Annotated in this window: 24 protein-coding genes and 2 pseudogenes; 13 read left to right on the plus strand and 13 right to left on the minus strand. The window is 71.6% G+C overall.

From position 1 onward, the window contains the following. Nucleotides 1-7: 7 nt before the first annotated feature. The 6 genes from ABZU99_RS08555 to ABZU99_RS08580 are packed head-to-tail and all read right to left on the minus strand — an operon-like array spanning nucleotide 8 to nucleotide 4,149. The gene (locus ABZU99_RS08555) at nucleotides 8-274 is read right to left on the minus strand and encodes a hypothetical protein (RefSeq protein WP_355944554.1); all 267 of its coding nucleotides are present in this window, start codon (nucleotides 272-274) and stop codon (nucleotides 8-10) included. A gap of 6 nt (nucleotides 275-280) precedes the next feature. Then, entirely contained in the window at nucleotides 281-898 is a 618-nt protein-coding gene (locus ABZU99_RS08560; protein WP_355944556.1) for a pentapeptide repeat-containing protein, read from the minus strand. Between the two features lie 13 nt (nucleotides 899-911). Beyond that, the gene (locus ABZU99_RS08565; protein ID WP_355944558.1) at nucleotides 912-3,050 is read right to left on the minus strand and encodes a protein phosphatase; all 2,139 of its coding nucleotides are present in this window, start codon (nucleotides 3,048-3,050) and stop codon (nucleotides 912-914) included. Then, on the minus strand, nucleotides 3,047-3,442 hold the full coding sequence (locus ABZU99_RS08570; protein WP_355944559.1) for a DUF6507 family protein: 396 nt from the start codon (nucleotides 3,440-3,442) through the stop codon (nucleotides 3,047-3,049). Before ABZU99_RS08570 ends, ABZU99_RS08565 begins: the two co-directional genes overlap by 4 nt. 44 nt (nucleotides 3,443-3,486) lie before the next feature. Then, the gene (locus ABZU99_RS08575; protein WP_355944561.1) at nucleotides 3,487-3,795 is read right to left on the minus strand and encodes a pore-forming ESAT-6 family protein; all 309 of its coding nucleotides are present in this window, start codon (nucleotides 3,793-3,795) and stop codon (nucleotides 3,487-3,489) included. 21 nt (nucleotides 3,796-3,816) lie between these two features. Next, nucleotides 3,817-4,149, minus strand: coding sequence for a hypothetical protein (locus tag ABZU99_RS08580; protein WP_355944563.1), 333 nt, complete (start codon nucleotides 4,147-4,149; stop codon nucleotides 3,817-3,819). Nucleotides 4,150-4,331: 182 nt separating this feature from the next. Between ABZU99_RS08580 and ABZU99_RS08585 the strand changes: the two genes are divergently transcribed. The 4 genes and pseudogenes from ABZU99_RS08585 to ABZU99_RS08600 all read left to right on the plus strand — a co-directional run bounded on the left by ABZU99_RS08585 (nucleotide 4,332) and on the right by ABZU99_RS08600 (nucleotide 8,554). Further along, on the plus strand, nucleotides 4,332-4,619 hold the full coding sequence (locus ABZU99_RS08585; RefSeq protein ID WP_355944564.1) for a ribosomal protein L7/L12: 288 nt from the start codon (nucleotides 4,332-4,334) through the stop codon (nucleotides 4,617-4,619). A 68-nt stretch (nucleotides 4,620-4,687) separates the two neighbouring features. After that, nucleotides 4,688-4,839: pseudogene (locus tag ABZU99_RS08590) on the plus strand (MFS transporter); the annotation flags it as partial. Between the two features lie 153 nt (nucleotides 4,840-4,992). Then, entirely contained in the window at nucleotides 4,993-5,862 is an 870-nt protein-coding gene (gene fdhD, locus ABZU99_RS08595; protein ID WP_355944565.1) for a formate dehydrogenase accessory sulfurtransferase FdhD, read from the plus strand. A 688-nt stretch (nucleotides 5,863-6,550) separates the two neighbouring features. Further along, nucleotides 6,551-8,554 carry a sialidase family protein gene (locus tag ABZU99_RS08600; protein WP_355944567.1) on the plus strand — a complete coding sequence of 668 codons (2,004 nt, stop codon included), beginning with the start codon at nucleotides 6,551-6,553 and terminating at the stop codon, nucleotides 8,552-8,554. Between the two features lie 71 nt (nucleotides 8,555-8,625). Here ABZU99_RS08600 and ABZU99_RS08605 read toward each other — a convergent pair. Beyond that, nucleotides 8,626-8,806 (minus strand): annotated as a pseudogene (locus tag ABZU99_RS08605) (hypothetical protein); the annotation flags it as partial. 51 nt (nucleotides 8,807-8,857) lie between these two features. Between ABZU99_RS08605 and ABZU99_RS08610 the strand changes: the two are divergent. Next, nucleotides 8,858-9,514: a class I SAM-dependent methyltransferase gene (locus tag ABZU99_RS08610; protein WP_355944569.1), complete on the plus strand. Its 657-nt coding sequence runs from the start codon at nucleotides 8,858-8,860 to the stop codon at nucleotides 9,512-9,514. Here the strand turns inward: ABZU99_RS08610 and ABZU99_RS08615 are convergent. Then, on the minus strand, nucleotides 9,483-10,568 hold the full coding sequence (locus tag ABZU99_RS08615; RefSeq protein WP_355944571.1) for a bile acid:sodium symporter family protein: 1,086 nt from the start codon (nucleotides 10,566-10,568) through the stop codon (nucleotides 9,483-9,485). The genes ABZU99_RS08610 and ABZU99_RS08615 overlap by 32 nt on opposite strands. A gap of 510 nt (nucleotides 10,569-11,078) precedes the next feature. Here ABZU99_RS08615 and ABZU99_RS08620 point away from each other — a divergent pair. From ABZU99_RS08620 to ABZU99_RS08635, 4 genes are all read left to right on the plus strand, one after another. Continuing rightward, nucleotides 11,079-12,881, plus strand: coding sequence for an AMP-binding protein (locus ABZU99_RS08620; protein ID WP_355944573.1), 1,803 nt, complete (start codon nucleotides 11,079-11,081; stop codon nucleotides 12,879-12,881). A 55-nt stretch (nucleotides 12,882-12,936) separates the two neighbouring features. Beyond that, nucleotides 12,937-13,620, plus strand: coding sequence for a hypothetical protein (locus ABZU99_RS08625; protein ID WP_355944575.1), 684 nt, complete (start codon nucleotides 12,937-12,939; stop codon nucleotides 13,618-13,620). A 303-nt stretch (nucleotides 13,621-13,923) separates the two neighbouring features. Continuing rightward, on the plus strand, nucleotides 13,924-14,757 hold the full coding sequence (locus ABZU99_RS08630; RefSeq protein ID WP_355944577.1) for an aldo/keto reductase: 834 nt from the start codon (nucleotides 13,924-13,926) through the stop codon (nucleotides 14,755-14,757). Nucleotides 14,758-14,923: 166 nt separating this feature from the next. After that, nucleotides 14,924-16,099, plus strand: a complete 1,176-nt coding sequence (locus ABZU99_RS08635) for a S1 family peptidase (RefSeq protein WP_355944579.1) — start codon at nucleotides 14,924-14,926, stop codon at nucleotides 16,097-16,099. A gap of 7 nt (nucleotides 16,100-16,106) precedes the next feature. Here ABZU99_RS08635 and ABZU99_RS08640 read toward each other — a convergent pair whose 3' ends face one another. After that, nucleotides 16,107-17,006: a methyltransferase domain-containing protein gene (locus ABZU99_RS08640; RefSeq protein ID WP_355944580.1), complete on the minus strand. Its 900-nt coding sequence runs from the start codon at nucleotides 17,004-17,006 to the stop codon at nucleotides 16,107-16,109. A 209-nt stretch (nucleotides 17,007-17,215) separates the two neighbouring features. Between ABZU99_RS08640 and ABZU99_RS08645 the strand changes: the two genes are divergently transcribed. From ABZU99_RS08645 to ABZU99_RS08655, 3 genes are read left to right on the plus strand one after another with little or no spacing between them, the layout of a single operon-like run. Next, the gene (locus ABZU99_RS08645; protein ID WP_355944582.1) at nucleotides 17,216-17,800 is read left to right on the plus strand and encodes a sigma-70 family RNA polymerase sigma factor; all 585 of its coding nucleotides are present in this window, start codon (nucleotides 17,216-17,218) and stop codon (nucleotides 17,798-17,800) included. Continuing rightward, nucleotides 17,797-18,573, plus strand: coding sequence for an anti-sigma factor (locus ABZU99_RS08650; protein ID WP_355944584.1), 777 nt, complete (start codon nucleotides 17,797-17,799; stop codon nucleotides 18,571-18,573). Before ABZU99_RS08645 ends, ABZU99_RS08650 begins: the two co-directional genes overlap by 4 nt. Nucleotides 18,574-18,592: 19 nt before the next feature. Further along, nucleotides 18,593-19,969 (plus strand): deoxyribodipyrimidine photo-lyase, encoded by a 1,377-nt coding sequence (locus tag ABZU99_RS08655; protein WP_355944586.1) that lies wholly within the window; start codon nucleotides 18,593-18,595, stop codon nucleotides 19,967-19,969. Between the two features lie 19 nt (nucleotides 19,970-19,988). Here ABZU99_RS08655 and ABZU99_RS08660 read toward each other — a convergent pair whose 3' ends face one another. Continuing rightward, entirely contained in the window at nucleotides 19,989-21,251 is a 1,263-nt protein-coding gene (locus tag ABZU99_RS08660; RefSeq protein WP_355944588.1) for a cyclopropane-fatty-acyl-phospholipid synthase family protein, read from the minus strand. A 119-nt stretch (nucleotides 21,252-21,370) separates the two neighbouring features. Then, the gene (locus ABZU99_RS08665) at nucleotides 21,371-21,685 is read right to left on the minus strand and encodes a 4a-hydroxytetrahydrobiopterin dehydratase (protein WP_355944590.1); all 315 of its coding nucleotides are present in this window, start codon (nucleotides 21,683-21,685) and stop codon (nucleotides 21,371-21,373) included. Nucleotides 21,686-21,761: 76 nt separating this feature from the next. On the opposite strand from ABZU99_RS08665, the gene ABZU99_RS08670 reads away from it, so the two are divergent. Then, nucleotides 21,762-22,601: a helix-turn-helix transcriptional regulator gene (locus ABZU99_RS08670; RefSeq protein WP_355944591.1), complete on the plus strand. Its 840-nt coding sequence runs from the start codon at nucleotides 21,762-21,764 to the stop codon at nucleotides 22,599-22,601. Here the strand turns inward: ABZU99_RS08670 and ABZU99_RS08675 are convergent. Then, nucleotides 22,588-22,959, minus strand: coding sequence for a nuclear transport factor 2 family protein (locus ABZU99_RS08675; protein WP_355944593.1), 372 nt, complete (start codon nucleotides 22,957-22,959; stop codon nucleotides 22,588-22,590). The genes ABZU99_RS08670 and ABZU99_RS08675 overlap by 14 nt on opposite strands. 116 nt (nucleotides 22,960-23,075) lie before the next feature. After that, the gene (locus ABZU99_RS08680) at nucleotides 23,076-24,380 is read right to left on the minus strand and encodes a saccharopine dehydrogenase NADP-binding domain-containing protein (RefSeq protein ID WP_356044574.1); all 1,305 of its coding nucleotides are present in this window, start codon (nucleotides 24,378-24,380) and stop codon (nucleotides 23,076-23,078) included. Between the last annotated feature and the right edge of the window lie 34 nt (nucleotides 24,381-24,414).

Raw genomic sequence — 24,414 nt, forward strand, 5'->3', positions numbered from 1 at the left:
TTTCCGGTCACGGTTTTCCGGTCACGGCCGTCGGTGCGGGCGTGACCACGCCCGACCCCGGACCGCCCTGCTTGCCGACCTTGTCGGAGATGAAGGACCAGCCCACGCACCCGGCACACAACACTGCCGCGATCGCCAGGCCCGCGAACAACTTGCCGAGGTTCTCATCCGCCGACCGCCGCCCCCGCTGCGCGCCGTAGAGCAGCGCGTCCCGGGTGCGGCGACGGCGTACCGACACCGACTCCAGCAGCTGGCTGTCGTAGTCCTTCGCCATGGCGGGCTAGCCCGGCCTCTTGGGTGCGAGGACTTCGATCCGCGCCCCGCGATCGTTCAGCCAGCGCTCCAGCTCCGCGCCCGCGAGTTCACGCGACTCCTCGCCCTCGGTCACCGTGGCCGGGCCGAACACGGTCCCCGACAAGCCGGTGACGACCGTCCGGTCGTCGAGGACAACCTTGAAGGACGTCTCCGAGACCGACGCCTCGGAGAGGTCCGCGCCGGTCAGCACGGTCCGGAGCAGGGACGCACCGTCGAAACTGGCCCCGCGGAAACCCGCCTCGCGGGCGTCGACCCCCCACAGGGACGCGCTGCCCAGGTTGGCCCGGTCGAACCGGGCGCCCCTCAGCACCGCTTCGTCGAGGACCGCCTTCACCAGCGAGGCTTCGGAGAGGTCGGCACCGCGGAGGTCCGCTCCCTCCAGATTGGCGCGGTACAGATCGGCGCCGCTGAGCGGAACCTGCCGCAGAACCGCCTCCGTGAACAGCCCTCCGGCGAGGTCCGCTCCCGTCAGATCCGCACCCGTGAGGTCCAGACCCGCGACGTCCAGCGGTGTGTCGTCGGAGGAGCCCGCCCATGAGCGGACCTCCGCGGCCGCCTGCTCGTCGGTGGGCAGCGCCCTCACGTCACGCCCTCCGTCACGGGTACCAGACAACATTGTCACCCCAGCCCTTGTGCTCAACGATCGCCTTGACATCGTCGATGGCGGCCTGATTGGCGTTGCGCATGTCCAGGATCACCGTACGGTGCCTGTTGACGATCTGGTCCTCCAGCTTGTCGACCCACCGCTGGTTGTTCGCCGGGTCATAAGCCCCCTTAAAGGGCAGCGACTTGTCACGCACGTTATTGAGCGGAGGCCAGTCGGAGTGGACGCCCTTGATGTCGTAGTACTCACCCGTGCTCGGCGAGTATAGGTCACCCTGGTTGGCACCCGGCGGTCGCTGAATATCCGCCGGCAGCTTGCCCTGTTCCCTCAGGTCGAGTGCGAGCCGTGCCTCGTCCATTTCCGATGGCTTTACCTTCCCCTTGTGATCGGGGTCCTGCTTCAGCTCGTCGAAGTCGGTCTTATGGCTCTGTTCGATCTGCTGCAGATGCTGATCGTGGGCGACGCGCTCGGCCGGGGTGAGCTCTGGCTTGGGCTCGTTCACCGGATCGTTGCCACCGGGGTCGTGCGGGCCGCCGGGGTCGTGCGGGCCGCCCGGATCGTGCGGACCGCCGCCACCGCCGCCACCGCCGGTGCCGCCACCACCGCCACCGCCGCCTGTCGCCGGCTCCTGGCCCGGGGTGCCGCTCTCGTGGACGGAGTGGCCGCCCCCCGCGCCGTGCTCGCCGGTGCCGCCGGGCGTGTCATGGCCTCCGGTGCCCGACGGCGGGTCATGGCTCGCCCTCGGCCCCAGCTCGTCCCCGGCCCGCCCCGCCTCATGGCCGGGCCCGCCCGCGTGCACCAGCTCCGGCTGCCGGGCCTGTTCCAGCTCGTGGTCCAGGCGCTGGAGCGCCTCACGCTCGGCGGCGGACAGCTCGGACGGGACGGGCTTGTCGACGACCGTGCCGTCGGGCCGCACCAGGGCCCCGTCCTTGCGCAGGACGGTGCCGTCGGGCAGCTTGACCGAGCCGTCGGGCTTGAAGACGGTCTCGTCCGGCAGCTTGAGGGAGCCGTCGGGGAGTTCGAGGCCACGGCCGGCGTGCAGATTCTTCAGATTGCCCAGCAGATCGCCGACCTTGAGCTTGCCGAGCCCCATGCCCGCGCCCTTGAGCACATAGGTCATCGGGTCCACGATCTTCCCGACCTTGCCCACGGTGCTGATCGCCTTCGCCGCGGCGCCGGTCTTGGTGGCCGCCCCAGCGCCGTCCGTGGCGATGACCGTGAGCACATTGAAGGTGACCGCTCCGGCCGCGCGGGCCGGGTTCTTGCTCCACTCGTCCCACGCCACCAGCGCCTTGCCGGTCTCGATCACGGCGTGCTTACTGTCCTTGAGGAAGCCCGGCAGCATGTTGTCCGGGGTCACCCACAGCGCCGGGCCGAGCGAGAGGCCGACCGCGAGCTTGCCCAGGTTCGTCCAGGCGCCCTTGAAGGCTTCCCAGCCGTCGAACCCGACCAGGGTGCCAAGCCCCTTGATGGTGCCCCAGACTCCGTCGACGATGAAGCCGTCCCAGACGAAGCTCTTGATCCAGTGACCGAACTCGTACCAGTGGTGCTTCTCCGACTCCTGGGTGCCCCAGGGCGTCTCCTCCGCGTGGTCGAGGTCGTCGGCCTTGTAGCCGTACATCCCCGGCTTGTGGGAGCCGTCGTCGACCGTCCATTTCGTGCCGCCGACCAGCGCGCTGATCGTATTGGCGGCCCGCCGCTCGGCGTCCCAGAACGCCGCCGTGGCCATGGCCACGTCGTGCATCAGGTCGTTGTTGCGCTGGACCTTGTCCCCGTCGTACTTCCAGTCGTCCCCGTCTCCGCAGTCCCTGACGAACTGGGCCGCGTCCGCCTTGAGCCGCTTGAGCCGGTCCACGATGGGACGCACCTCGGTGGCGTACGTGCTCAGCGCCTGGCTGACCGACTCCACCTTGGTCGCGAAACCGTCCGCTTTCTCCTTCACCGGCTGGGTGGTGGCGAACAGCTGCTCCGCCTCCGGCGCCTTGTAGTACGCCGAGAGCCCCTGGAACTCGTCGTGGATTCCCTGGCCCGTCTTACGGATATGACCCGCGTCCGTCTTGAGGCCGGGCGCGTCCTTCTCCAACTGCTCCAGGTTTCCCGTGAACTCGGGAATGTCCTCCGGCTTGATCATTTCGGACCGTTCTGGTGCTGCTTACCCCCGGTATTCAGATCAGGCGCCTTCAGCGCCTCCCGCTGCGCGTCCGCCGCCATGCCGAGATCTCCCTCGACATACGCCGTCGTCGCGTCCACGGTCCCCTGAATCGACTTGCCCGCGCGGGCGGCCACATACTTGATGTCGTCCTGCGTCTTCTGCGCGAACTCCGCCAGCGCCGCGCCGACCGGGCCGCCTTCCGGGCGCTCGCCACCCATGCTCAGCGTCCCGGCCGACGTCGCCGCGCTTTCCAGATGGGTCCCGTACGACTTCGCCTGACCCTCGATGTCATCGGCGACATTTCCCGTCTTGATCAGGACACCCCTCACCCCGGCGGTGTCGATGTCCCAGCCGTTCTCCGGCTTGCCCACCACGTCCCCCTTTCAGCCTCAACGGCGCGCGGCAGCGTGCCCGTTCACCCGATGGCGTCCACCGCGGACTTGGCCCGGGACAGCGTCTGCTGCGCGGTGCCGTCGTTCTTCTCCAGCGCGGACTTCACCAGGTGGATGATCTGCCGCACCTCGGCGGCCGACTTGTTCCAGCGCGCCTCCTTGCCGTGGTACTCATCCGCCACACCGTCGGCTGTGAAGTCGGCCATCGCCGCCTTCACCGCGCGGTCCCGGTCGGTGAGCACCCGCTCCAGCTGACCGATGATCCCGCCAAGGCTTCCCTGCACCTCACTCGAGGCGCCCGTGTCGTAGCTACGCCGATCCTGATTGGCCATCGCTCATCACCCCCGTGAGACTCAGCGGCCGTTGAAACGGGCCGCGTCGAAATTGGCCGCGGCCATGGTCTGCCGCGCATTGTCCGCCGACTCGACATCACCGCTGCCGAATGCCTTGTCCATGCCGGACTGCCCGCCCAGGATGTCGCGCAGCGAACCGTTCAGGGCCGCGGTGATCTCGTCCGCATTCCGCTTGAACTCGTCGAACGCCGCCTTGCCCGCACCGTTGAAGCGCCCCTCCAACGGCTGGGCCGCGGCGATCAACTGCCGGATCAGCGCCCCGAGATCGTCACTCGACCCGGATGTATGACCCACCAGCGTCGACAGCACCGAGGTGCCCATATCGAACTTCACAAACCCACCCCCATGGATTGTCCCGTGCCGTTCCCGGATCCAGGCTCCGGTGCCGGACCCCGCTCATCTCAGTATGGCCCGGTCCACCGACAGTCCCTCAACCGCTCCGTAACAGTCATCCACCCATCCCGTAACAAACTCTGGGCCACGGTGCCCGCGCCCGGCGATTACCATCGGCGAACATGGACATAGCGGCGTACATCCTCATCGCGGCCCTGCTTCTGCTGTACTCGGCCCTGGAGAGCAGGCTCCAGCGCCTCCAGCGCAAGACGGATCGTGTCGAGCGGAAGCTGGACCTGGTCCTCGGCCACTTGGGCATTGAGCAGACCGTGCCCGGGCTGGAGCGCGTGACGGCCCTGCTGAATGAGGGAAAGAAGATCGAGGCCATCAAGGTCTACCGACAGCTCACCGACGCGGGCCTGAAGGAGGCCAAAGAAGCGGTCGAGCGCCTGGACGGCACACTCACGTGACGCAGACCGGCCACGCGTTACCGTCTGACGTCTGGTCACGCGGTGGTTGAATCCTCACAGTCCGGGCCATGACCTCCACTGATCGTCCGGGCCCACTCCATCACTCCCGCACCCTCGCCCCACCGGGCTGGAGCCGCTGCCTGGTGCCGCCCGCCGCGCTGTCCGTCCATCTCGCCATCGGCTCGGCCAGGCGTACGCCTGGAGCGTGCGCAAGCCGCCCTCGCCGTCCGGGCCCGGGTCGTCCTGCCCTTCGGCTACGGGGTCTATGAGCTCGTCCGCAAGGCCACGCAGCTCTTCACGGGCTGAGACAGAGTCTCCGTATGCGGGACAATGAGATCCACGTACAGAACCACCGCACAGAGGACTGATCGACATGGGACGGGTCACCGAGCGACGCCGCGTCATCCGCGTCCGGGACGGCGCGGTCAGCACGCGTCCGGACACCCTCGTGGCGGAGGAGCCGCTCGAGATCCGGCTGAACGGCAGACCGCTGGCGATCACCATGCGCACACCGGGGGACGATTTCGCGCTCGCCGCCGGTTTCCTGGTGAGCGAAGGCGTCCTCGGACACGCGGACGAGCTGGCGAACATCGTCTACTGCGCGGGCGCGACCGAGGACGGCTCCAACACCTACAACGTGGTGGACGTGAAGCTGGCCCCCGGCGTCGCCGTCCCCGACATCACCCTGGAGCGCAACGTCTATACGACGTCGTCGTGCGGGCTGTGCGGGAAGTCCAGCCTGGACGCGGTGCGGACGACGGCGCGCTGGGCGCTCGACGGCGAGGAAGGCGAGGGCGGCGAAAACAGCCCGGTCCGGATCGATCCGGAGACGCTGGCCGCCCTCCCCGACCGGCTGCGCGCGGCGCAGCGCGTCTTCGACCGGACCGGGGGTCTGCACGCGGCGGCGCTGTTCACCTCGGCCGGCGAGCTGCTGGACGTGCGGGAGGACGTGGGCCGGCACAACGCGGTGGACAAGCTGGTCGGAAGGGCTCTCCAGCAGGGGTTGCTGCCGCTGTCCGGGGCGGTCCTTCTGGTCTCCGGCCGCGCCTCCTTCGAACTGGCGCAGAAGGCGGTGATGGCCGGGATCCCCGTGCTGGCGGCCGTCTCGGCGCCGTCCTCGCTGGCCGTGGATCTGGCGGCGGAGACGGGTCTGACGCTGGTCGGCTTTCTGCGCGGCACCTCGATGAACGTGTACGCGGGTGAGCACCGGCTCGGTCTGCGGACAGCGATCGGCGGGGCCTGACGCCGGTCCGCCCGCTGCACGGCGCTCGTCCTGCTCAGCGCCGCCTACGGACCGACCTTCGCTGGGCTGCCGCTGTTCGGCGGGCGTCTCGCCGACCGCTACGGCGGGCGGGCCAGGTCGTCGGCACCGACCTGGTCGTGGGCAGCGGCTCCTCGGCCTGACGGTCCGGGGCGCCTCGGCCTGATGGTCCGGGGGCTCCTCGGCCGTCGTCGGCACCGACCTGGTCGTGGACAGCAGCTCCTCGGCCACGGTCCGGGACGCCTCGGCCTGACGGTCCGGGGGCTCCTCGGCCGTCGTCGGCACCGACTTGGTCGTGGACAGCAGCTCCTCGGCCACGGTCCGGGACGCCTCGGCCTGACGGCCCGGGGCTCCTCGGCCACGGCCCGGGGCGCCTCGGCCACGGTCCGGGGCTCCTCGGCCTCGGGAAGGTCGTGCTCATACCCTCGGCCGCGGCATCGGCCCGGAGGACCGGGTCGCCGTCGTCATGGAACGGTCGGTGACGGCGCTCCCCAACCGTCCTGGTGCCACCTCGATATGACGCACGGTCCTTGTCTCCGGCGACCGCCGGACGAGACACTTCTGCCGCAGTCATCGGTAAGACGTGGGATGTCTTGATGTCTTGTCGTTGATCTCTTGTCGGTGATGTCCGGATGCCTCTGAGGCGCAGTCTGAAGGGCAGGTCGTGACCATGGCGTCAGTTCTCCGCACAGGCCCCCGCACCAGACCATGGCGGCGCCACGCGTCGGTGCTTCTCGCCACCGCGGCGCTGGCCCTGATTCCGTTTCCGGTACGGGCCGCGGACACGGATTCCTCCGCGTCCGCGGCGCGTACCGTTTCCGCCTCCGACCCCAGCCCCGCCCCCGACCCCAGCCCCGGCCCCGGCCCCGACTCCGGATTCGACCAGCGCGTCCTCTTCAAGTCTGCCCAGGACGAGGGGTACTCCTGCTTCCGGATCCCGGCAATCCTCACGTCCAAGGACGGCACGCTCCTCGCCTTCGCCGAGGGCCGGGTGGAGAACTGTGGCGACGCCGGGAACATCGACATCGTCCTCAAGCGCTCCACCGACGGCGGCCGCACCTGGGGCCCGCTCCAGGTGATCGACAAGGGTGACGGCGACACCCACGGGAACCCCGCGCCCATCGTGGACATGCGCACCGGCCGCATCGTGCTCGCCAGCACGTACAACACGGGCCGCGACGACGCGCAGAGCTGCCAGGTCCCCTGTGACCGCACCCCGCACCTCCAGTACAGCGACGACGACGGCGCCACCTGGTCGGCCCCGCGCGATCTGAGCCCCGCCCTCCTCCCGCCGCACTGGAATTCCTGGTACGCCACCGGGCCCGTCCACGGCATTCAGCTCCGGCACGGTCGGCACAAGGGCCGGATGATCTTCACCATCAACACCGAGAGCTACCGCGGCGGTCGCGTCACCGACAACCATGCCGCCCTCGCCTACAGCGACGACGGCGGCAACCGCTGGCACCTCGGCGCGGTGGACACCTTCCCGATCGCCGACGACGGCACCTTCCGACAGAAGCCGTCCGAGATGACGCTGGTGGAGCGCGCCGACGGATCGATCTACGTCAACGGGCGCGAGCAGGACGGAACCGACCTCGGCCACCGCGACTACGCCATCAGCCGCGACGGCGGGGAGAGCTTCACCGCGCCCTTCCGTACCCTCCCCGATCTGCCCACCCCGCAGGTGCAGGGGTCGATCCTGCGGCTGCGCGACCCGGACCGCGACGGCTACAGCCGGCTCCTCTTCTCCGCCCCCGCCGACCCCGACCGCCGCCGCACCATGATGATCCGCTCCTCCTGGAACGAGGCGCGCGGCTGGGAGGGTGTCGACCGCGGCAAGGTGGTGACCACCGACTGGTCCGGCTACTCGGACATGGCCGCGATCTCCCACGACACGGTCGGGCTGCTGTACGAGGGCGGCGCGGTCGACGCCCGCGACGAGATCCGCTTCGCCCGCTTCACCGAGGACTGGCTGGGCGACCGCCGCGCACCCGGCCCCACCACCGACGACCGCGCACCCGGCGCCCGCTCCGCGACGGTCCTCGGCGGCGCGGCGCGCACCGAGGGCCGCTTCGGCAACGGTCTGGCCTTCGACGGCACGGACGATGCCGTGCGCGTCCCGTACCGGGCCGACCTGCCGCTCGGCACCCACGACTTCACCGTCAGCATGTGGTTCCGCTACACCGCCGCCTCCGGTCAGCATCCGTTCCTCTGGATGGGCGGCATCGGCACCAAACAGCCACAGGTCTGGCTGCGCGGCGAGCCGGCCGGCAACCGCATCCGGGCGCTGATCACCACGGTCAATGGCTTCGCCACCTTCACCAGCGCGTCCGTGTCCACCAACGCCGCGTACAACGACGGCCAGTGGCATCACATCGCCCTGATCCGCAGCGGCGGCCGGCTCTCCCTCACGGTGGACGGCGGCACCCCCGCCACCGCCCCCGATGTCCCTGGCACCGTCAGTCGCACCGCGCCGTTCGGGCTCCATCTCGGCCAGGCGGTCGACAGCCGCTCCCATATGACGGGCGGCCTGGACGAGTTCCGCCTCTATTCCCGCGCCCTCACCGATACCGAACTGCGCCGCGTCCGTGAGTTCAACGCCCCGCTCGACCACCATGGTTCGGGCGTCCTCGTACGCCTCCCGCTGGACCGCGTACGCTCATCCGGCGGCTAAGCGGATGCGGTGAAGTTCGCCGCTGATCCCTCGCCGTTCGGCCTGGCCGAGGGCTTGGACGCCGAGAAGGATCAGCACTTGACTTCGTCGTAACCGCTTAGGCCGAGTTGCCGGGCGGCGGCTTCGACCGTCTGCGCGAGCAGACGGCGATGGTCATGGGCCCGACGCCGCCCGGCACGGGGGTGATGAGGCTCGCCCGCTCCTGGCCGTCTCGAAGTCCACGTCACCGACATTGCCCGGGTTGTATCCGGCGTGGGACATAGAGGGGTCCCTGACAACGAGGCCGGACTAAGGTATGCCACCGTGACCGAAACCGACTTTCTGCGGAGCACGCGCGACTCCTACAACGCCATGGCCGCCGACTACGCCGAGCACTTCCGTGACGTGCTGGAGGCCCAGTCGCTGGACCGGGCGGTGCTCGCCGGGTTCGCGGAGATGGTGCGGGAGACCGGGGGCGGGCCGGTGGTGGATGTGGGGTGTGGGCCGGGGCTGGTGACGGCGCATCTGCGGGGGCTCGGACTGTCCGTGCACGGGGTCGATCTGTCGCCGCGGATGGTCGCGCTGGCCCGGCGGGAACATCCGGGCCTGCGGTTCGAGGAGGGGTCGATGCTGGCCCTGGACGCGGCGGACGGGGCGCTCGCGGCCGTCGTGGCCTGGTACTCGACGATCCATGTCCCGGCGGAGCGGCTGCCGGAGGTGTTCGCCGAGTTCCACCGGGTGCTGGCGCCGGGTGGCCATGTGCTGGTCGCGTTCCAGGTCGGGGACGAGCCGGTGCACTACACGGAGGCCTTCGGGCATGAGGTGGCGCTGACCTTCCGCCGCTGGCAGCCGGACCGTATCGCCACGTTGCTGGACGAGGCGGGGCTGCAGGTGCGCGCGCGGGCACAGCGCGAGCCCGAGCGGGACGAGAAGACCCCTCAGGCCTCTCTCATCGCCCGTAAGCCGGCTGACGGGAGCTGAGCTCGCCCGCTTCCGCCTCCGAGGCGCCCGACGCAGGATCGGAGCCCGGCTCCGGCGCCCGCGCCGCGAAGCGCCGGGCCAGCACCGCGCACACCATCAGCTGCAGCTGGTGGAAGAGCATCAGCGGCAGGACCGCCAGGCTCGCCTGGGCGCCGAAGAGCACGCTCGCCATCGGCAGGCCGGCCGCGAGGCTCTTCTTCGATCCCGCGAAGACGATCGTGATCCGGTCCTCCCGGACGAAGCCGAGCTTGCGTGAGCCGTACGCGGTGAGCGAGAGCATCGCCGCGAGCAGCACCGCCTCGACGGCAAGGAGGATGGCCAGCCGGGCCGGGGTGACCTGGTGCCAGATGCCGCGGGTCATGCCCTCGCTGAAGGCGGCGTAGACGACGAGCAGGATCGAGCCGCGATCGACCAGGCGCAGCACTGCCCGGTGGCGGGAGATGAGGCCGCCGATCCAGCGGCGCAGCAGCTGTCCGGCGAGGAAGGGCGCCAGCAGCTGGAGCGCGATCTTGAGTATCGAGTCGGCCGAGAAGCCGCCGCCGCTGCCGCCCAGCAGCAGTGCGGCCAGCACCGGGGTGGCGATCACGCCGACGAGGCTGGAGAAGGAGCCCGCGCAGATCGCGGCGGCGACATTGCCCCGGGCGATGGAGGTGAAGGCGATGGAGGACTGGATGGTGGAGGGCACCAGGCACAGAAAGAGCAGCCCGGTGTAGAGCGGATGGGTCAGCGCATACGGGACGAGGCCGCGGGCGGCCAGGCCGAGGGCCGGGAAGATCACGAAGGTGCAGGCCAGCACGGTCAGATGGAGCCGCCAGTGGCGCACTCCGTCCAGCGCCTCTCGGGTGGAGAGCCGTGCGCCGTAGAGGAAGAAGAGCAGGGCCACCGCGACCGTGGTGGCTGTGTCGGTGAGTGTGGCGGCCCGGCCGCTGACGGGCAGGAGCGCGGCGAGCGCCACGGTGCCGACGAGGCCCAGGATGAACCCGTCCAGGGGGAGCCAGGAGGGGAGGGTGATCTTCCGCAGGTGCGGGCGGTGCGGGCGGTGCGGGCTGGGCATGCGCTCTCTTTCCGGGACCCCAGGAAACGGACGGGCCCCGACCATGGTGCCCTTGATCATCGCAATCGGGAATCCCGGCTACCGCTCCGACTGCCGACGCGTTCGCCCGCTACCCTTGACGGTCTTCCCTCGGTCACGGCGACGCGGGCGGGGGCTCGGTGTGATGGCACACACATGGCTTGATTCCGCCCGCTCCGACGCCGGCCCCGGAGCGGGCCGGACAGAGGGAGCGGCACGATTTTGGCGGGCCCTGTGCCGCCGTCGGAGAGATTCCGTGCAGAAAGTCGTTACATATGAGCCACACATGAGCCGCAAGGGACCAGACTTACCGTAATCCGGCCTCCGCAACGCCCGATTGACCCTCTTTCACCTCACTGACCGGCACACATTCCGTACGTTCCGGGCACAAAACACCTCTCCCCCATCGGGCCCCGGATCAGGTACGGTCACGGCGCTGTGCTGCGGAGCGGCTTCAAGGAGCAGGTATTGCGCGAGTTCACCGTCCCCCCGATGGCCACGGCACCCCAGGCCGGAGGACTGGCGGATGCCGTCTTCGACTATGCCGATGCCGACCCGCGCCGCGTGGCGCTCGCACGCAAGACCGCGGACGGCCGATGGCAGGACGTGACCGCGAGCCAGTTCCGGGACCATGTGATGGCGCTCGCCAAGGGGCTGCTGGCCCATGGCGTACGGTTCGGCGACCGCGTCGCCATCATGTCGCGCACCCGCTACGAGTGGACGCTGTTCGACTTCGCGCTGTGGACCCTGGGTGCCCAGAGTGTCCCGCTGTATCCCACCTCCTCCGCCGAACAGGTCTTCTGGATGCTGCATGACGCGGGCGTCTCCGCGTGCGTCGTGGAGCACGAGGACCACGCGATGACGGTCGGCTCGGTGGTCGGCCGGCTGCCGTACCTGGAGCGGCTGTGGCAGCTGGACGCCGGGGCGCTGGAAGAGCTGATCGCGGCCGGGGAGTCGGTGGAGGACGAGATCGTCCACCGGCACCGGATGGCGATGATGCCCGAGCAGCCCGCGACCATCATCTACACCTCGGGCACCACCGGCCGCCCCAAGGGCTGTGTGATCACTCACGCCAATCTGATGGCCGAGTGTGACAACGTCGTCGAACGGTTCGAGACGGCCTTCCACTCCAAGCCGGGTGACGAGGCCTCCACCCTGCTCTTTCTGCCGCTCGCGCACGTCTTCGGCCGGATGGTCCAGGTCGCCGCCCTCCGCGGCCGGGTCAAACTCGGGCATCAGCCCAATCTCTCGGCGGCCGCGCTCCTGCCCGACCTCCAGGCCTTCCGGCCGACCTTCATCCTCGCCGTGCCGTACATCTTCGAGAAGGTCTTCGCGGCGGCGCGCCGCAAGGCCGAGGCGGAGGGGCGGTCCGGGCCGTTCGAGAAGGCCGTGGATGTCGCGGTGCGGTACGCGGAGGCCCAGGAGGCCAAGGCGTTCGGCACCGGGCCGGGACCCGGCGCCTCGCTGCGCATGCAGCACCAGTTCTTCGACAAGGTCGTCTACAGCAAGGTGCGCGGGGCGATGGGCGGCCGGATCCGGCACGCCATGTCGGGCGGCTCGGCGATGGAGCGGCGGCTCGGGCTGTTCTTCGCGGGCGCGGGCATCACCATCTACGAGGGGTACGGCCTCACCGAGTCCGCCGCCGCCGCGACCGCCAACCCGCCCGAGCGGACCCGGTACGGCACGGTCGGGGTGCCGATCCCCGGCACCACCGTGCACATCGCCGACGACGGGGAGGTGTGGCTGCGCGGCGGCCAGGTCTTCGCCGGCTATCACAACGACCCCAAGGCGACCGACGGGGTGCTGCGCGACGGCTGGCTCGCCACGGGTGACCTGGGCACGCTGGACGACGACGGCTATCTCACCATCACCGGGCGGAAGAAGGAGATCCTGGTGACCTCCGGCGGCAAGACCATCTCGCCGGTCCCCCTGGAGGAGCGCGTCAGGGCGCATCCGCTGGTCGCGCAGTGCATCGTGGTCGGCAACGACCGCCCGTACATCGCGGCGCTGGTGACGCTCGACCCGGAGGGGGTCTCGCACTGGCTGACGATGCGCGGCAAGCCGAACCTGCCGGCCGGCGAGCTGGTCCGGGACCCGGATCTGGAGAGGGAGATCCGGCGGGCGGTGGTCGCGGCCAACACACTGGTCTCCCAGGCCGAGTCGATTCGTACGTTCCGGATACTTGCCGCGCAGTTCTCGGAGGAGCATGGTCTGCTGACGCCGTCGCTCAAATTGAAGCGCAAGGCCATCGAACGGGCGTACGCCGTCGAGGTGGAGGCGCTGTACCACGCCTGAGCGACGCTCACGCACGACTCGTGAGCACGACCTGAGCCGCGAAGGGGGCATCGCAATGATCGATGTCATTCTCCCCGAACTTCCCGAACGCGAACTGGCACTGGTCTCCGAGGAGACACCCCTGCCGTACGGGCCGACGCTGGCTGGGCGCGTCGTCCTGGGCGGGCCGGTGGCCGTCCCGGTGACGCCGGAGCTCGTCGGCCCCGATCCGGAGCTGAGGGCCTTCCTGGAGGCCGAGGCCAACTGCGCCGCCTACCATCTGCTGCATCTGTCGGTGACCTGCACCCGGGACGCGCCGGACCCCGCGCTGCACACGGTCAACCTCGATCTCACTCTGACGGCCGAGCCGGTCCAGCGGGGCACCACCGCCTTCCAGCCGGTGGCCTGGTCCATGACACCCCGGCAGCTGACCGAGGAGGCCGGCGGGACGGCGGCGGACCGCCCGGCCCACCTCGGCCCCCGGCTGGGGTTCCTGGGCGGCGGCCACGGCGTGGCGCCCGGCGAGCGGGTCTGTCTGGAGGCGCGCCGGGAGCTGCGCTCGGATCCGAGCTGGGAGCTGCGGCACACCCGCGCGGTGCGGATCGGCGGTACGTACCGGCTGGCCATGGTCGTACGGGCGCCGCGCGCGGCGGTCAGCCGGGCGGCGTGCGCGGTGGGGGCGACGGTGCGCGAGGGGCACACCCTGCACCGCTTCCGGTCGGAGCTGCCGGAGCCGCTGCGGCTCACGGCGCCACGGTAGGGACGGGCAGACGGCAGACGGGCGGCCTGGGGAAGGGTGGACGACAAGGACGCCCAAGGCGCCCAAGACGGCCGGGGCGGGCCGGGGCGGCCGGGGCGGCCAGGGCGGCCGGGAGTTGTCCGCTACCGCTGGGAGGTGCCCCCAGCCGGAGAAACCAGGCGCCCGGAGGCTCGAACGGCAGATGCGCCCTTGGGTTCGCCCCCAGCCGGGATCCGGCGGCGGCGGCCGGGAATGCGTGGCCTCTCTTGATCGTTGACCTTGGGGTAGCACGTATCCGCATTCCGACGTAAGGATCGACCGCTCGTGAGCAAGGTCCCCTTCATCACCCTCAACAACGGCGTTCGGATGCCGCAGCTCGGCTTCGGCGTGTGGCAGATCCCCGACGACGAGGCGCAGGTCGCCGTGCGCAACGCGCTGGAGGCCGGGTACCGCAGCATCGACACCGCCGCCGCCTACGAGAACGAGGAGGGCGTGGGGAAGGCGCTCGCCGCGTCGGGCATCGCGCGCGACGAGCTGTTCGTGACGACCAAGCTCTGGAACTCCGACCAGGGCTACGACTCCACCCTGCGTGCCTTCGACACCTCCCTGACCAAGCTCGGCCTGGACCATGTGGATCTGTACCTGATCCACTGGCCGGTGCCCGGGGTCGACAAGTACGTGGAGACCTGGAAGGCCTTCGAGAAGATCTACGCCGAGGGCCGCGCCAAGGCCATCGGGGTCTCCAACTTCCACCCGGCCCATATCCAGCGGCTGCTCTCCGAGACCTCGGTCGCCCCGGCGGTCGACCAGGTCGAGCTGCACCCGCATCTCCAGCAGGCGGAGCTGCGCGCCTTCAACTCCCGGCACAACATCGTCACCGAGGCGTGGTCCCCGCTCGGCCAGGGCAAGGGGCTGCTGGAGGACCCGAAGCTGGCGGCCATCGCCGCCAAGTACGGCACGTCGCCGGCCCAGGTGGTGCTGCGCTGGCACATCGAGCTCGGCAATGTCGCCATCCCGAAGTCCGTGACCCCGTCCCGGATCAAGGAGAACATCGACATCTTCGACTTCGAGCTGGACGCCGAGGACCTCTCCGCCATCGGCGCCATGGACTCGGGCGACCGGCTGGGCCCGGACCCCGACACGTTCAACATGGTCTGACCGCCTGACTCCTCCGCCCCGCCGCGTTTTCACGCGGCGGGGCGGACGCATGTCCGGGCCCTGGGGGGCTCCCGCTTCCGCCGAGCGGGGCACGTCCACGGCAATTACGCTTGGCGCTCATACGGGCACGCAGAGTGACAGCCCCCCAAGTCCGAGGAGACAGAAGATGCCCCGCAGACGCAGTTACGGCCTTGAGCTGGCCGCCGGGTGCACCGTGGCCATAGCCGCCCTCTTCCTAAGCACTGGCATACCCGCGGCGGCCGACCCCGGCGGACCCACCACCGGTCCCCGGAGGGAGGTGCCGCCCGAGATGCTCGCCTCCATGCAGCGCGACCTGGGCATTACGGCCGAAGAGGCGAAGACGCGGCTCAACAACGAATACCGGGCGGGGGCCGCCGAACCGGGGCTGCGCAAGAGCCTGGGCCGCAGCTACGGCGGCACATGGGTGTCCGGCAACACCGCCGAGCTCACCGTCGCCACCACCGACAAGGACCAGAGCGGCACCATCACGGCCGGCGGAGCCAAGGCCGAGGTCGTCCGCCACAGCCTCACCTCCCTCACCGACGCCAGGGAAGCGCTGGACCGGACGGCCGCGCAGCGCGCCCCGGCGACCGACGTCGCGTCCGCGTGGTACGTCGACCTCAAGTCCAACAGCGTCGTGGTGCAGTCGGCCAAGCCGACCGAGGCGGCGGCGTTCGTCGCCGCGAGCGGCGCGGACCGCGATGTCGTACGGGTCGTGGAGTCGGCCGAGCGGCCGCGCCCGCTGCACGACCTGCGGGGCGGCGAGGCGTACTACATCAACGCCAGCGCCCGTTGCTCGATCGGCTTCCCGGTGACCCAGGGCGACCGGGGCGGCTTCGTCACCGCCGGCCACTGCGGCTCGGCGGGCGCGACCACCACCGGCTTCAACCGGGTCGACCAGGGCGTCGTCCAGGGGGCGACCTTCCCCGGCAACGACTACGCGTGGGTGGGCACCAACGCCGACTGGACGACGCAGCCCTGGGTGATCGGCCCCGACAGCGCCAACGTGACCGTCACCGGCTCCCAGCAGGCGCCGGTGGGCTCGTCCGTCTGCCGCTCGGGCTCGACCACCGGCTGGCACTGCGGCATCATCCAGCAGCACGACACCAGCGTGCGGTACCAGGAGGGCACCGTCCGGGGCATGACGCGGACCAGCGCCTGCGCCGAGCCCGGCGACTCCGGCGGCTCCTTCATCTCCGGCAGCGAGGCCCAGGGCGTGACCTCGGGCGGCTCCGGGAACTGCACCACCGGCGGTACGACGTACTACCAGCCGGTGAACCCGATCCTCCAGGCGTACGGCCTCACCCTCTCCACCGGCTGACGCCGCCTCACCCGGCGGCCCGCACCGCCGTGTGGAAGGTCTGCGCGCTCAGCAGGAAGACGTCGGGCCGGTGCAGGAGCCCCGCCCGGTTATCCGGGTCGACCAGCCGGTCGAGCGCGGCGAGGTCGCCGTCGTCGAGACGGTCGGCGGCGGCCTCGCGCCGGTGGGCGAGCTGGGTCCGCAGCGCCTCGCGGGTCGCGGCGTCGAGCGGGGCGGGCAGATCGACCAGGAAGGTGCGGCTGGCGACATCGGTGAGCCCGGCCGCGGTGAGCATCGCGGGCCAGTCCTCGACGATCTGCCCGGTGTCCGGCAGCGCGGCCCGCATCTCGGCGAACCTCTCCCCCATCGCCACGTCGAGCCGGGCCTGCAGATCGGGGCGGCCCGACCCCACGTCACGGGGCAGACAGCGCGACGGCAGCCCGCCCTCGGCGATGGCGAGCAGCCCGCCGGGGCGCAGCGTACGGGCCAGATCGCGGACGGCGCCCTGCTGATCGGGCAGATGGTGCACGGTTTTGCTGGTCCAGATCAGATCCGCGCCGCCCACCGCCTCCAGACCGTGGGGCAGTTCGGCCAGCCGGGTGGTGACGCGGTCGGCGAGCCCGAGCCGCTCGGCGCGGGCGCGGACCCGGTCCAGCAGCGCCTGGGTACCGTCCACGGCGACCACCTCGGCGTCCGGGAAGGTGCGGGCGAGCAGACAGGCGACGACGCCGACGCCGCTGCCCACGTCGAGGACTCGCCGCACCGTCCCGGTCCGCTCGCGCAACCAGTCCGCGGCCTGGGTGTGGGCCGGGGCATCGAGCGTGGCGTCCGCCTCGAGCAGCGGGGCGAAGGCGTCCCAGTCCCGGTCGGGGTCGTGGTGGTGGGCGTGGGCGCCGGATGTCATGTGGCGCTCGGTGTGTTCGGTCATGACGCCGAGCGTCCACGGTGGGGGCACGGAATGCCAAACATTGTTGCCGAACCGGCAAGCCTCAGCGTTCCGGGCCACGTCAGCGGGGCCACGCCGGCGGGGGAAGCTGCGCGTGTTCGGAGCAGGTTGACCAATCCGTTTCCGTCCGGGCGACGAATGAGGTACGACACCTGCGTGTGCGCCGCATCGCTCATCCGGAAGGACGGCTTGTGAGAGAACCCGTGTACATCGGCGGACCGGCCGCGCGCGGCCCGGACCTCGAGGGGTTGCTGCAGATGGTGGCCCGAGGGGACCAGAGCGCGTTCAGCGCTCTCTACGACGCCGTCAGCGGGCCCGTCCTCGGACTGACGCGCAGTCTGCTGCGCGATCCGGCCCAGGCCGAAGAGGTCACCCAGGAGGTGTTGGTCGAGGTCTGGCGGTCCGCCGCCCGGTTCGAACCGGGCCGGGGCAGCGCCATGGGCTGGATCATGACGCTGGCCCATCGGCGCGCCGTGGACCGGGTGCGCTCGGCGCAGGCCGCCTCGGACCGCGAGGAGCGCGCCGCGCTGCTGGCCCGCACCCCGGCGTTCGACGAGGTGACCGAGCAGGTGGAAGCCAGACTCGAGCGCGAACAAGTGCGCCGGTGCATGCGGACGCTGACCGAGCTGCAACGCCAGTCGGTCACGCTCGCCTACTACCGGGGCCGCACCTACCGTGAGGTGGCGGAGTTGCTGTCGCTGCCGCTCGGGACCGTGAAGACCAGACTCCGGGACGGGCTCATCCGGCTCCGGGACTGCATGGGGGTCGGCGCATGACCAGAGCGGATCTGCACACCTTGACCGGAGCGTACGCGGTGCACGCCCTGTCGGGCCGGGAGTTGAGCGAGTTCGAGCGACATCTGGCCGTTTGTGATCCTTGCCGTCATGAGGTCCGGGAGCTGCGGGAGGCATCGGCGAAGCTGGGGGTGGCCACGGCCCTGACGCCGTCCCCGCTGATGAAGGACGAGGTGATGCGGCGTATCGCCACCGTCCGTCAGGAGCCCCCGCGGGTGGCGGCGCGGGAGGGGCGGGAATCCCATGCGGGCCCCCGGCGGCGCGGCGGCCGACGGGCGCAGAGCTTTGTGCTCGCGGCCTGTCTGGCCGGGGCCGCCGCCCTCGGCGGGGTCGCGGTGTGGCAGCACCAGCAGGCGTCCGACGCCCGCGATACGGCCCGTCGCTCCGAGCAGCGGGTGGCGGAGGTGCAGGAGCTGACCCGGGTGCTGGCCGCGCCGGACGCGCACAGCCGCAGCGGCAGGCTGACGGGCGGCGCGACGGGCACGGTCGTGGTCTCGCGGGGCCTGGACAAGGCGGCGTTCCTCACCTCCGGGCTGCCGAAGCCACCGTCGGGACGGGTGTACCAGCTGTGGTTCAGCGACGACGGCACCATGCGCTCGGCCGGGCTGATGGACTCCTCCGGCGGGGGCACGGCGGCGCTGCTGAGCGGCCCGGTCGGCAAGGCCTCGGCCATGGGGCTGACCGTTGAGCCCTCCGGGGGGTCGAAGGCGCCGACCAGCGATCCGCTCGCCCTGCTGACCTTCCCCTCCGGGTGAGGGGGTGTAGGCAGGAGGGATGAGCACCTCGATCGCCGTCTTCACCTCCGATCTGCGGCTGCACGACAACCCGGTGCTGCACGCCGCGCTGCGCTCCGCCGAACGGGTGGTGCCGCTGTTCGTCGTGGACCGGCGGCTGGCGAAGACGGGGTTCGCCGCCCCCAACCGGGTGGCGTTCCTGGCGGACGCCCTGGCCGACCTGGACGCGGGGCTGCGGGAGCGCGGCGGGCGGCTGATGGTCGTCACGGGTGATCCGGTCACGGAGATCCGCCGGGCCGCGGAGCGCACGGACGCGGACGAGGTGCATATCGCGGGCGGGGTGAGCGCCTATGCCGGCCGGCGCGAGGCGCGGCTGCGTGAGGCGCTGGAGGCGGACGGGCGGCGACTGCGGGTGCATGGCGCGGTGATCACGGCGGTCGAACCGGGCGAGGTGGTTCCGGCGGGCAAGGACCACTTCGCCGTCTTCACCCCGTACTTCCGCGCGTGGCAGCGGGCCGAGCGCAGGACGCCGCTGGCCGCCCCGCGCGCGGTGCGCGTGCCCGAGCTGCCCGGTCTGCGGTCCGAGCCGGTGTCGGCGGTCACCTCGCTCGCGGCGGGCAGCCCCGCCCCCGGGCTGCCCGAGGGCGGGGAGCGGGCGGGCCGCCGCCGGTTCCTCGCCTGGCGGCGGTCGGGCCTTGGCCAGTACGCCGACCGCCATGACGATCTGGCGGGCGACGCCACCTCCCGGCTCTCCCCGTATCTGCACTTCGGCTGCCTGTCCCCGGTGGAGCTGGTGCATCGGGTCAAGGAGGAGGGCGGCGCGGGCGCCGACGCCTTCGTACGGCAGCTCGCCTGGCGCGACTTCCACTACCAGGTGCTGGCCGCCCGGCCGGACGCCGCGCGCACGGACTACCGGGACCGGGGCGACCGGTGGCGGGCGGACGACGCGGAGATCGCCGCCTGGAAGGCCGGCCGCACCGGCTATCCGCTGGTCGACGCCGGGATGCGGCAGCTGCGCCAGGAGGGATGGATGCACAACCGGGCGCGGCTGCTGGTGGCGAGCTTTCTCACCAAGACGCTGTACGTGGACTGGCGGATCGGCGCCCGGCACTTCCTGGAGCTGCTGGTCGACGGCGACATGGCGAACAACCAGCTCAACTGGCAGTGGGTCGCGGGCACCGGCACCGACACCCGCCCCAACCGGGTCCTCAACCCGCTCGCCCAGGCCCGGCGCTTCGACCCGGACGGCGCGTATGTGCGCCGCTGGGTCCCGGAACTGGCCGAGGTCCCCGGGGCCCGCGTCCATACGCCGTGGCGGCTGCCGAAGACCGAGCGGGCCCGGCTGGACTACCCCGACCCGATCGTGGACCTGGACGCGGGCCTGGCCCGCTTCCAGCAGGCCCGTGGCCGCCGCTGACCCGTCCACGATCCTCTGCTCACACCACCCCCACGACGGCGGACGGGTACCACGCCTCCGGGGTGGGCGGCATCCCGCTGACGCCGCGCTCCGTCGGGCGCACCGCGAGGATCTGGTCGACGCTCATCCGCCGTTCCTCGAAGGCGAGCTCGCCCGCGGCCAGACACAGCCGCCAGACCCGCGCGGTGGGCTCGCCCGCCAACCGACGGAAGCCGTCCCAGTCCGCCTCAAGGGTGTCGCGCCAGGCGGCGACCGTACGGACGTAGTGCTCGCGCAGCGACTCCGAGGAACGAACCTCCAGCCCCGCCTCCTCCAGCAGGCCGATCGTCTCGCCGAGCGGGCGCGCCCGCAGACCGGGGGCGACGTACGCCTCGATAAACGGCCCGCCGCCCGGCGTGCGCGGCGCCCGCGACATCTGCTGGACCAGCACGCGGCCGCCAGGGCGGAGCATCCGGTACAGGGTCCGGGCCAGGTGCGGATACTGCCCGTCGCCGGCGTGCTCGCCCATCTCCACGCACGCGACGGCCTCGTACATGCCGCCCTGCAGATCGCGCCAGTCGCGCAGCTCGACGTCCACCAGCTCGCCCAGCCCCCGTTCGCGGACCCGCTCGGTCAGGAAGTCGTGCTCCTCCCGGGCCGGGGTCACGGCGGTGACCTGCGCCCCGTACCGGTCGGCCGCGTACAGCGCGAGCGCGCCCCAGCCGCAGCCGATGTCCAGCAGCCGGGCGCCGGGGACGAGGGCGAGCTTGCGGCAGATCATCTCGAGCTTGTCGCGCTGGGCCTCGGCGAGTCCGTAACCGCGGTCCCGGCGGGTCCAGTAGCCGCACGAGTACGCCATCGACGGGTCGAGCAGCCGCTCGTGGAACGCGGCCGGCAGGCCGCCGTGGTGGCGCGGGCCGGCGAGCCGGGCGCGGCTGCCGGGGGCGGGCGGCCGTGGCCCGATGGCGCCGAGTCTCAGGGCGGTGGCGGCCGCCCGGGTCCGGGTGGCCAGGGTGGGCCCGGGCGGCGGTACGGAGCGCGCCCGCAGCGTGTGCCACACGGCGCGCACCCCCTCCACCAGGTCGCCTTCCACATCGAGGTCGCCGCTGATGTACGCCTCGGCGACGCCGAGTTCACCGGGCTGCCACAGCAGCCGGCGCAGGGCCCGCGGGGAGCGCAGCACGACACGGGGCGCGTCCGGCGGCCCGGCCTCGCTGCCGTCCCAGGCGCGCAGCCGCACCGGCAGCGGGCCGCCGAGCATGCGTTCGGCGATGGGGGCGATGGACGCGGCCACGTCGCTCATCGGTCTGCCTCCTGGAGCAGCATCTGCCGTGGCCGTGCCCGCCGAGCCGGTCGGGTCGGCCACCGGAACCTTCCCAGAGGTATTCGGAGCCGACCGAGGGACGGATGGGTCGGGTGGGGTCAGGAATCCGGCCGGGCGCCGTGCTCCGGGGCGGCGGCCTCAATACGGCGGGCGAGCTCCAGGTCCAGCTCGGTCACCTTGCCGCCGACGCTGTGGGTGTTCACGGTGACCGTGACCCGGTTGTAGCCGAGGGTCAGGTCCGCGTGGTGGTTCAGCTCCTCCTGGATCCCGGCGACCTCGGCGACCAGCCCCGCAGCCTGCGGGTGCCCGTCGAAGACGTAGCTGCGCGAGAGCCGGTCGTCCGCGTACGACCAGCCGGGAAGAGGCTCCAAGCGCTGCGCGATCTCCTGGTCCGTGAGCGGCTTGACTGCCATGGCATGTCCTTCCGTGCGTTGACCGATGCCTCCACCCTGCCATGGGCGGCCCCGCGTGGTCGGTTACCGTCGGCACATGACGACTGCCGCGCCGATCTCATCCTCCCGGGGTGCGTCCCCTGCCGCCGCGACCGGGGTGGGCACGCTGCTGCGCGAGTGGCGGGACCGGCGGCGGATCAGCCAGTTGGAGCTCGCGCTGCGCGCCGGCTCCTCCGCCCGCCACCTCAGCTTCATCGAGACCGGCCGGTCGCGGCCCAGCCAGGAGATGGTGCTCCGGCTCGCCGACCATCTCGACGTGCCCGTCCGTGAGCGCAACGCCCTGCTGATCGCCGCCGGTTATGCCCCGCACTACCCGGAGCGGGCGGTCGACGACCCCTCGATGCGCTCCCTGCGAGAGAGCATGGAGCGGCTGCTGACCGGCTACGAGCCGTATCCCGCGCTCGTCGTGGACGGCACCTACGAGGTGCTGGCGGCCAATCAGGGCATCGCGATGCTTCTGGACGGCGTCGCCGGCCACCTCCTCGAGCCCCCGCTCAACGCGATGCGCCTCACCCTCCACCCGGACGGGCTCGCTCCCCGTATCCGCAACCTCCGCGAATGGCGCGGGCATCTGCTGGACCAGATGGACCGGCAGCTGGCCCTGATGCGCTCCTCGCCGTTGCGTGAGCTCTACGACGAGGTGGCCGCCTATCCGCTTCCGGAGACCGGCGGGTGGGAGACGGCGGGGGCCGGGGACGCCCAGCCGTTCGCCCTCCCGATGATGATCGAGCAGGGCGGGCAGGTGCTGTCCTTCATCTCGACCATCGCGACCTTCAACACCCCCATGGATGTGACGGTCTCCGAGCTGGCCATCGAGACATTCCTCCCAGCCGACCCGGCGACCGCCGCCGCCCTGGGACGGCTCAGCCGGACGTAGGCACCCGGTCCAGGAAGCCGAGGACGGACCGGATCCGGCCGTCCTCCCCCACCGTGATCACGTCGAACCCGGCCACCGGCGCGGTCCCGTCGGCCGCGGAGACCAGCTCCCAGGTGAAGCGGGCCATGTCGTGATGGCCGTCCACGGTGCCGGTGTGGCGGAACACGAAGCCCGGGAACTGCTCATGGGCACCCGCGATGGCGGCGGCCAGCTGCTCATGACCGCGCACCTCGACCAGCGGATCGGTGTAGCTGCCGTCCTCGGCCCAGGCGGCGGCGACGGCCTTGGCGAGGTCCTCCGGCTCGGTGGCGTTCCACGCCTCGAAGTAGCGGGCGACGGCGGCGTCGTACGGGGTCATCTGGCCACTCTCCTCAGGGAATTACCTGCTGGGACCCGGGTCCCGGACCGGAGTGCGCCGGCCCGGAACCCGATGCCCTCACTCTGCCGCCACCGGCCCCGAGGGTCGATTACCCGTCAGGTAATGGCGGGGGAGAGGGCACGGGTCGAGATCCTGACGCCGGCGTCGCGGAGCCGGGCCACCAGGGCGTCGCCGAGGGCGGTGGCCGGGGTGAGGACGCCGCCCCCGGACGGGGGCAGGGCGTCACGGTCCAGGGCGAGGGCGAGGGCCGATTCGCCGAGCATGAGGGCGGTCGCCTTGTAGCCGGGGTCGCCCTTCGCGGAGAAGCGGGCGGTGTAGCGGGCCCCGCTGGTGGTGATCGCGAAGATGTCGAAGGTGAAGTGGCCCCGCTCGCGGTCCCTCTCGCTCGGCCCCTGGCCCGGCTTGGGCAGCAGCCGGTCCAGGACGTAACGGGTGGGCGGGGTGGCCAGGCCCGCCACCAGCACGCCGAGCCCGGCGGCCACACCGGCGGCGAGGACGGGCGACAGGACGGGGGGCCGGACGCGCATGGCCTCCTGGTAGCGGAAGCGCCGCCCGTAGGCGTGGCCGCGCAGCGCGTTGCTGCGGCGGACGATCCGGGTGTTGTACGGGGCCATCACGAAGGGGGCCAGCGTCCCGCGCAGGTTCGGGCCGATGGCGGCGCCCCGGGCCAGGACGAGGTCGGGCTGGCGTCCCAGCTCGGGTTCCGCGGCGCGGTCGGGGCTCAGGGCGTACGGGTCCAGGACCCGCCTCCTGAGCGCCCGGTCCTTGCGTATGGTGTCGATCTGGTGGCGCAGCGAGTCGATGGTGCCGCCGCTGGCGCCACCCTTCATGGCCGTGAGGACGGTGGTGGTGTCGGTGAGCTCTCCGGCGCCGTCGGCCCGCACCCGCTCGTGGAGGAGGTGCACCCCGATGTCGGAGGGGATCGAGTCGAAGCCGCAGGAGTGGACGAGACGGGCGCCGGTGGACCGGGCGAGCTCGTGGTTCTCGTCGATGCTCTGCCGTACGAACAGCACCTCGCCGGTGAGGTCGACATAGTCGGTCCCCGCCGCGGCGCACGCGTGGGCCAGGGCCCGCCCGTACTTGGCGTACGGGCCGACGGTCGTGACCACGACGCGCGCGCCCTCGGCGAGAGCCCGCAGCGCCGCGGCGTCGTCGGCCTCCGCCAGCAGCAGGGGCCAGTCCGCGGCCCGTTCGCCCAGCCGGGAGCGGGTGGCTTCGAGCTTCCGCCGTGACCGGCCGGCCAGCGCGACCCGGGTCCCGGCGGGGGCGGCCTCGGCAAGATAACGGGCCACCAGCACGCCGACGAAGCCGGTCGCGCCGTACACCACGATGTCGATGTCCTGCTCGGTTTCCTGCTTGGCTTCCTGCTCGGTTTCCTGCTCGGTGGGTTCGGATTCCATGGTGGGCCATTCTGCTTGCCCACGGCCCACGGCG

The sequence above is a fragment of the Streptomyces sp. NPDC005266 genome (genome assembly GCF_040607655.1).
In the GTDB taxonomy this organism is placed as follows: Bacteria; Actinomycetota; Actinomycetes; order Streptomycetales; family Streptomycetaceae; genus Streptomyces.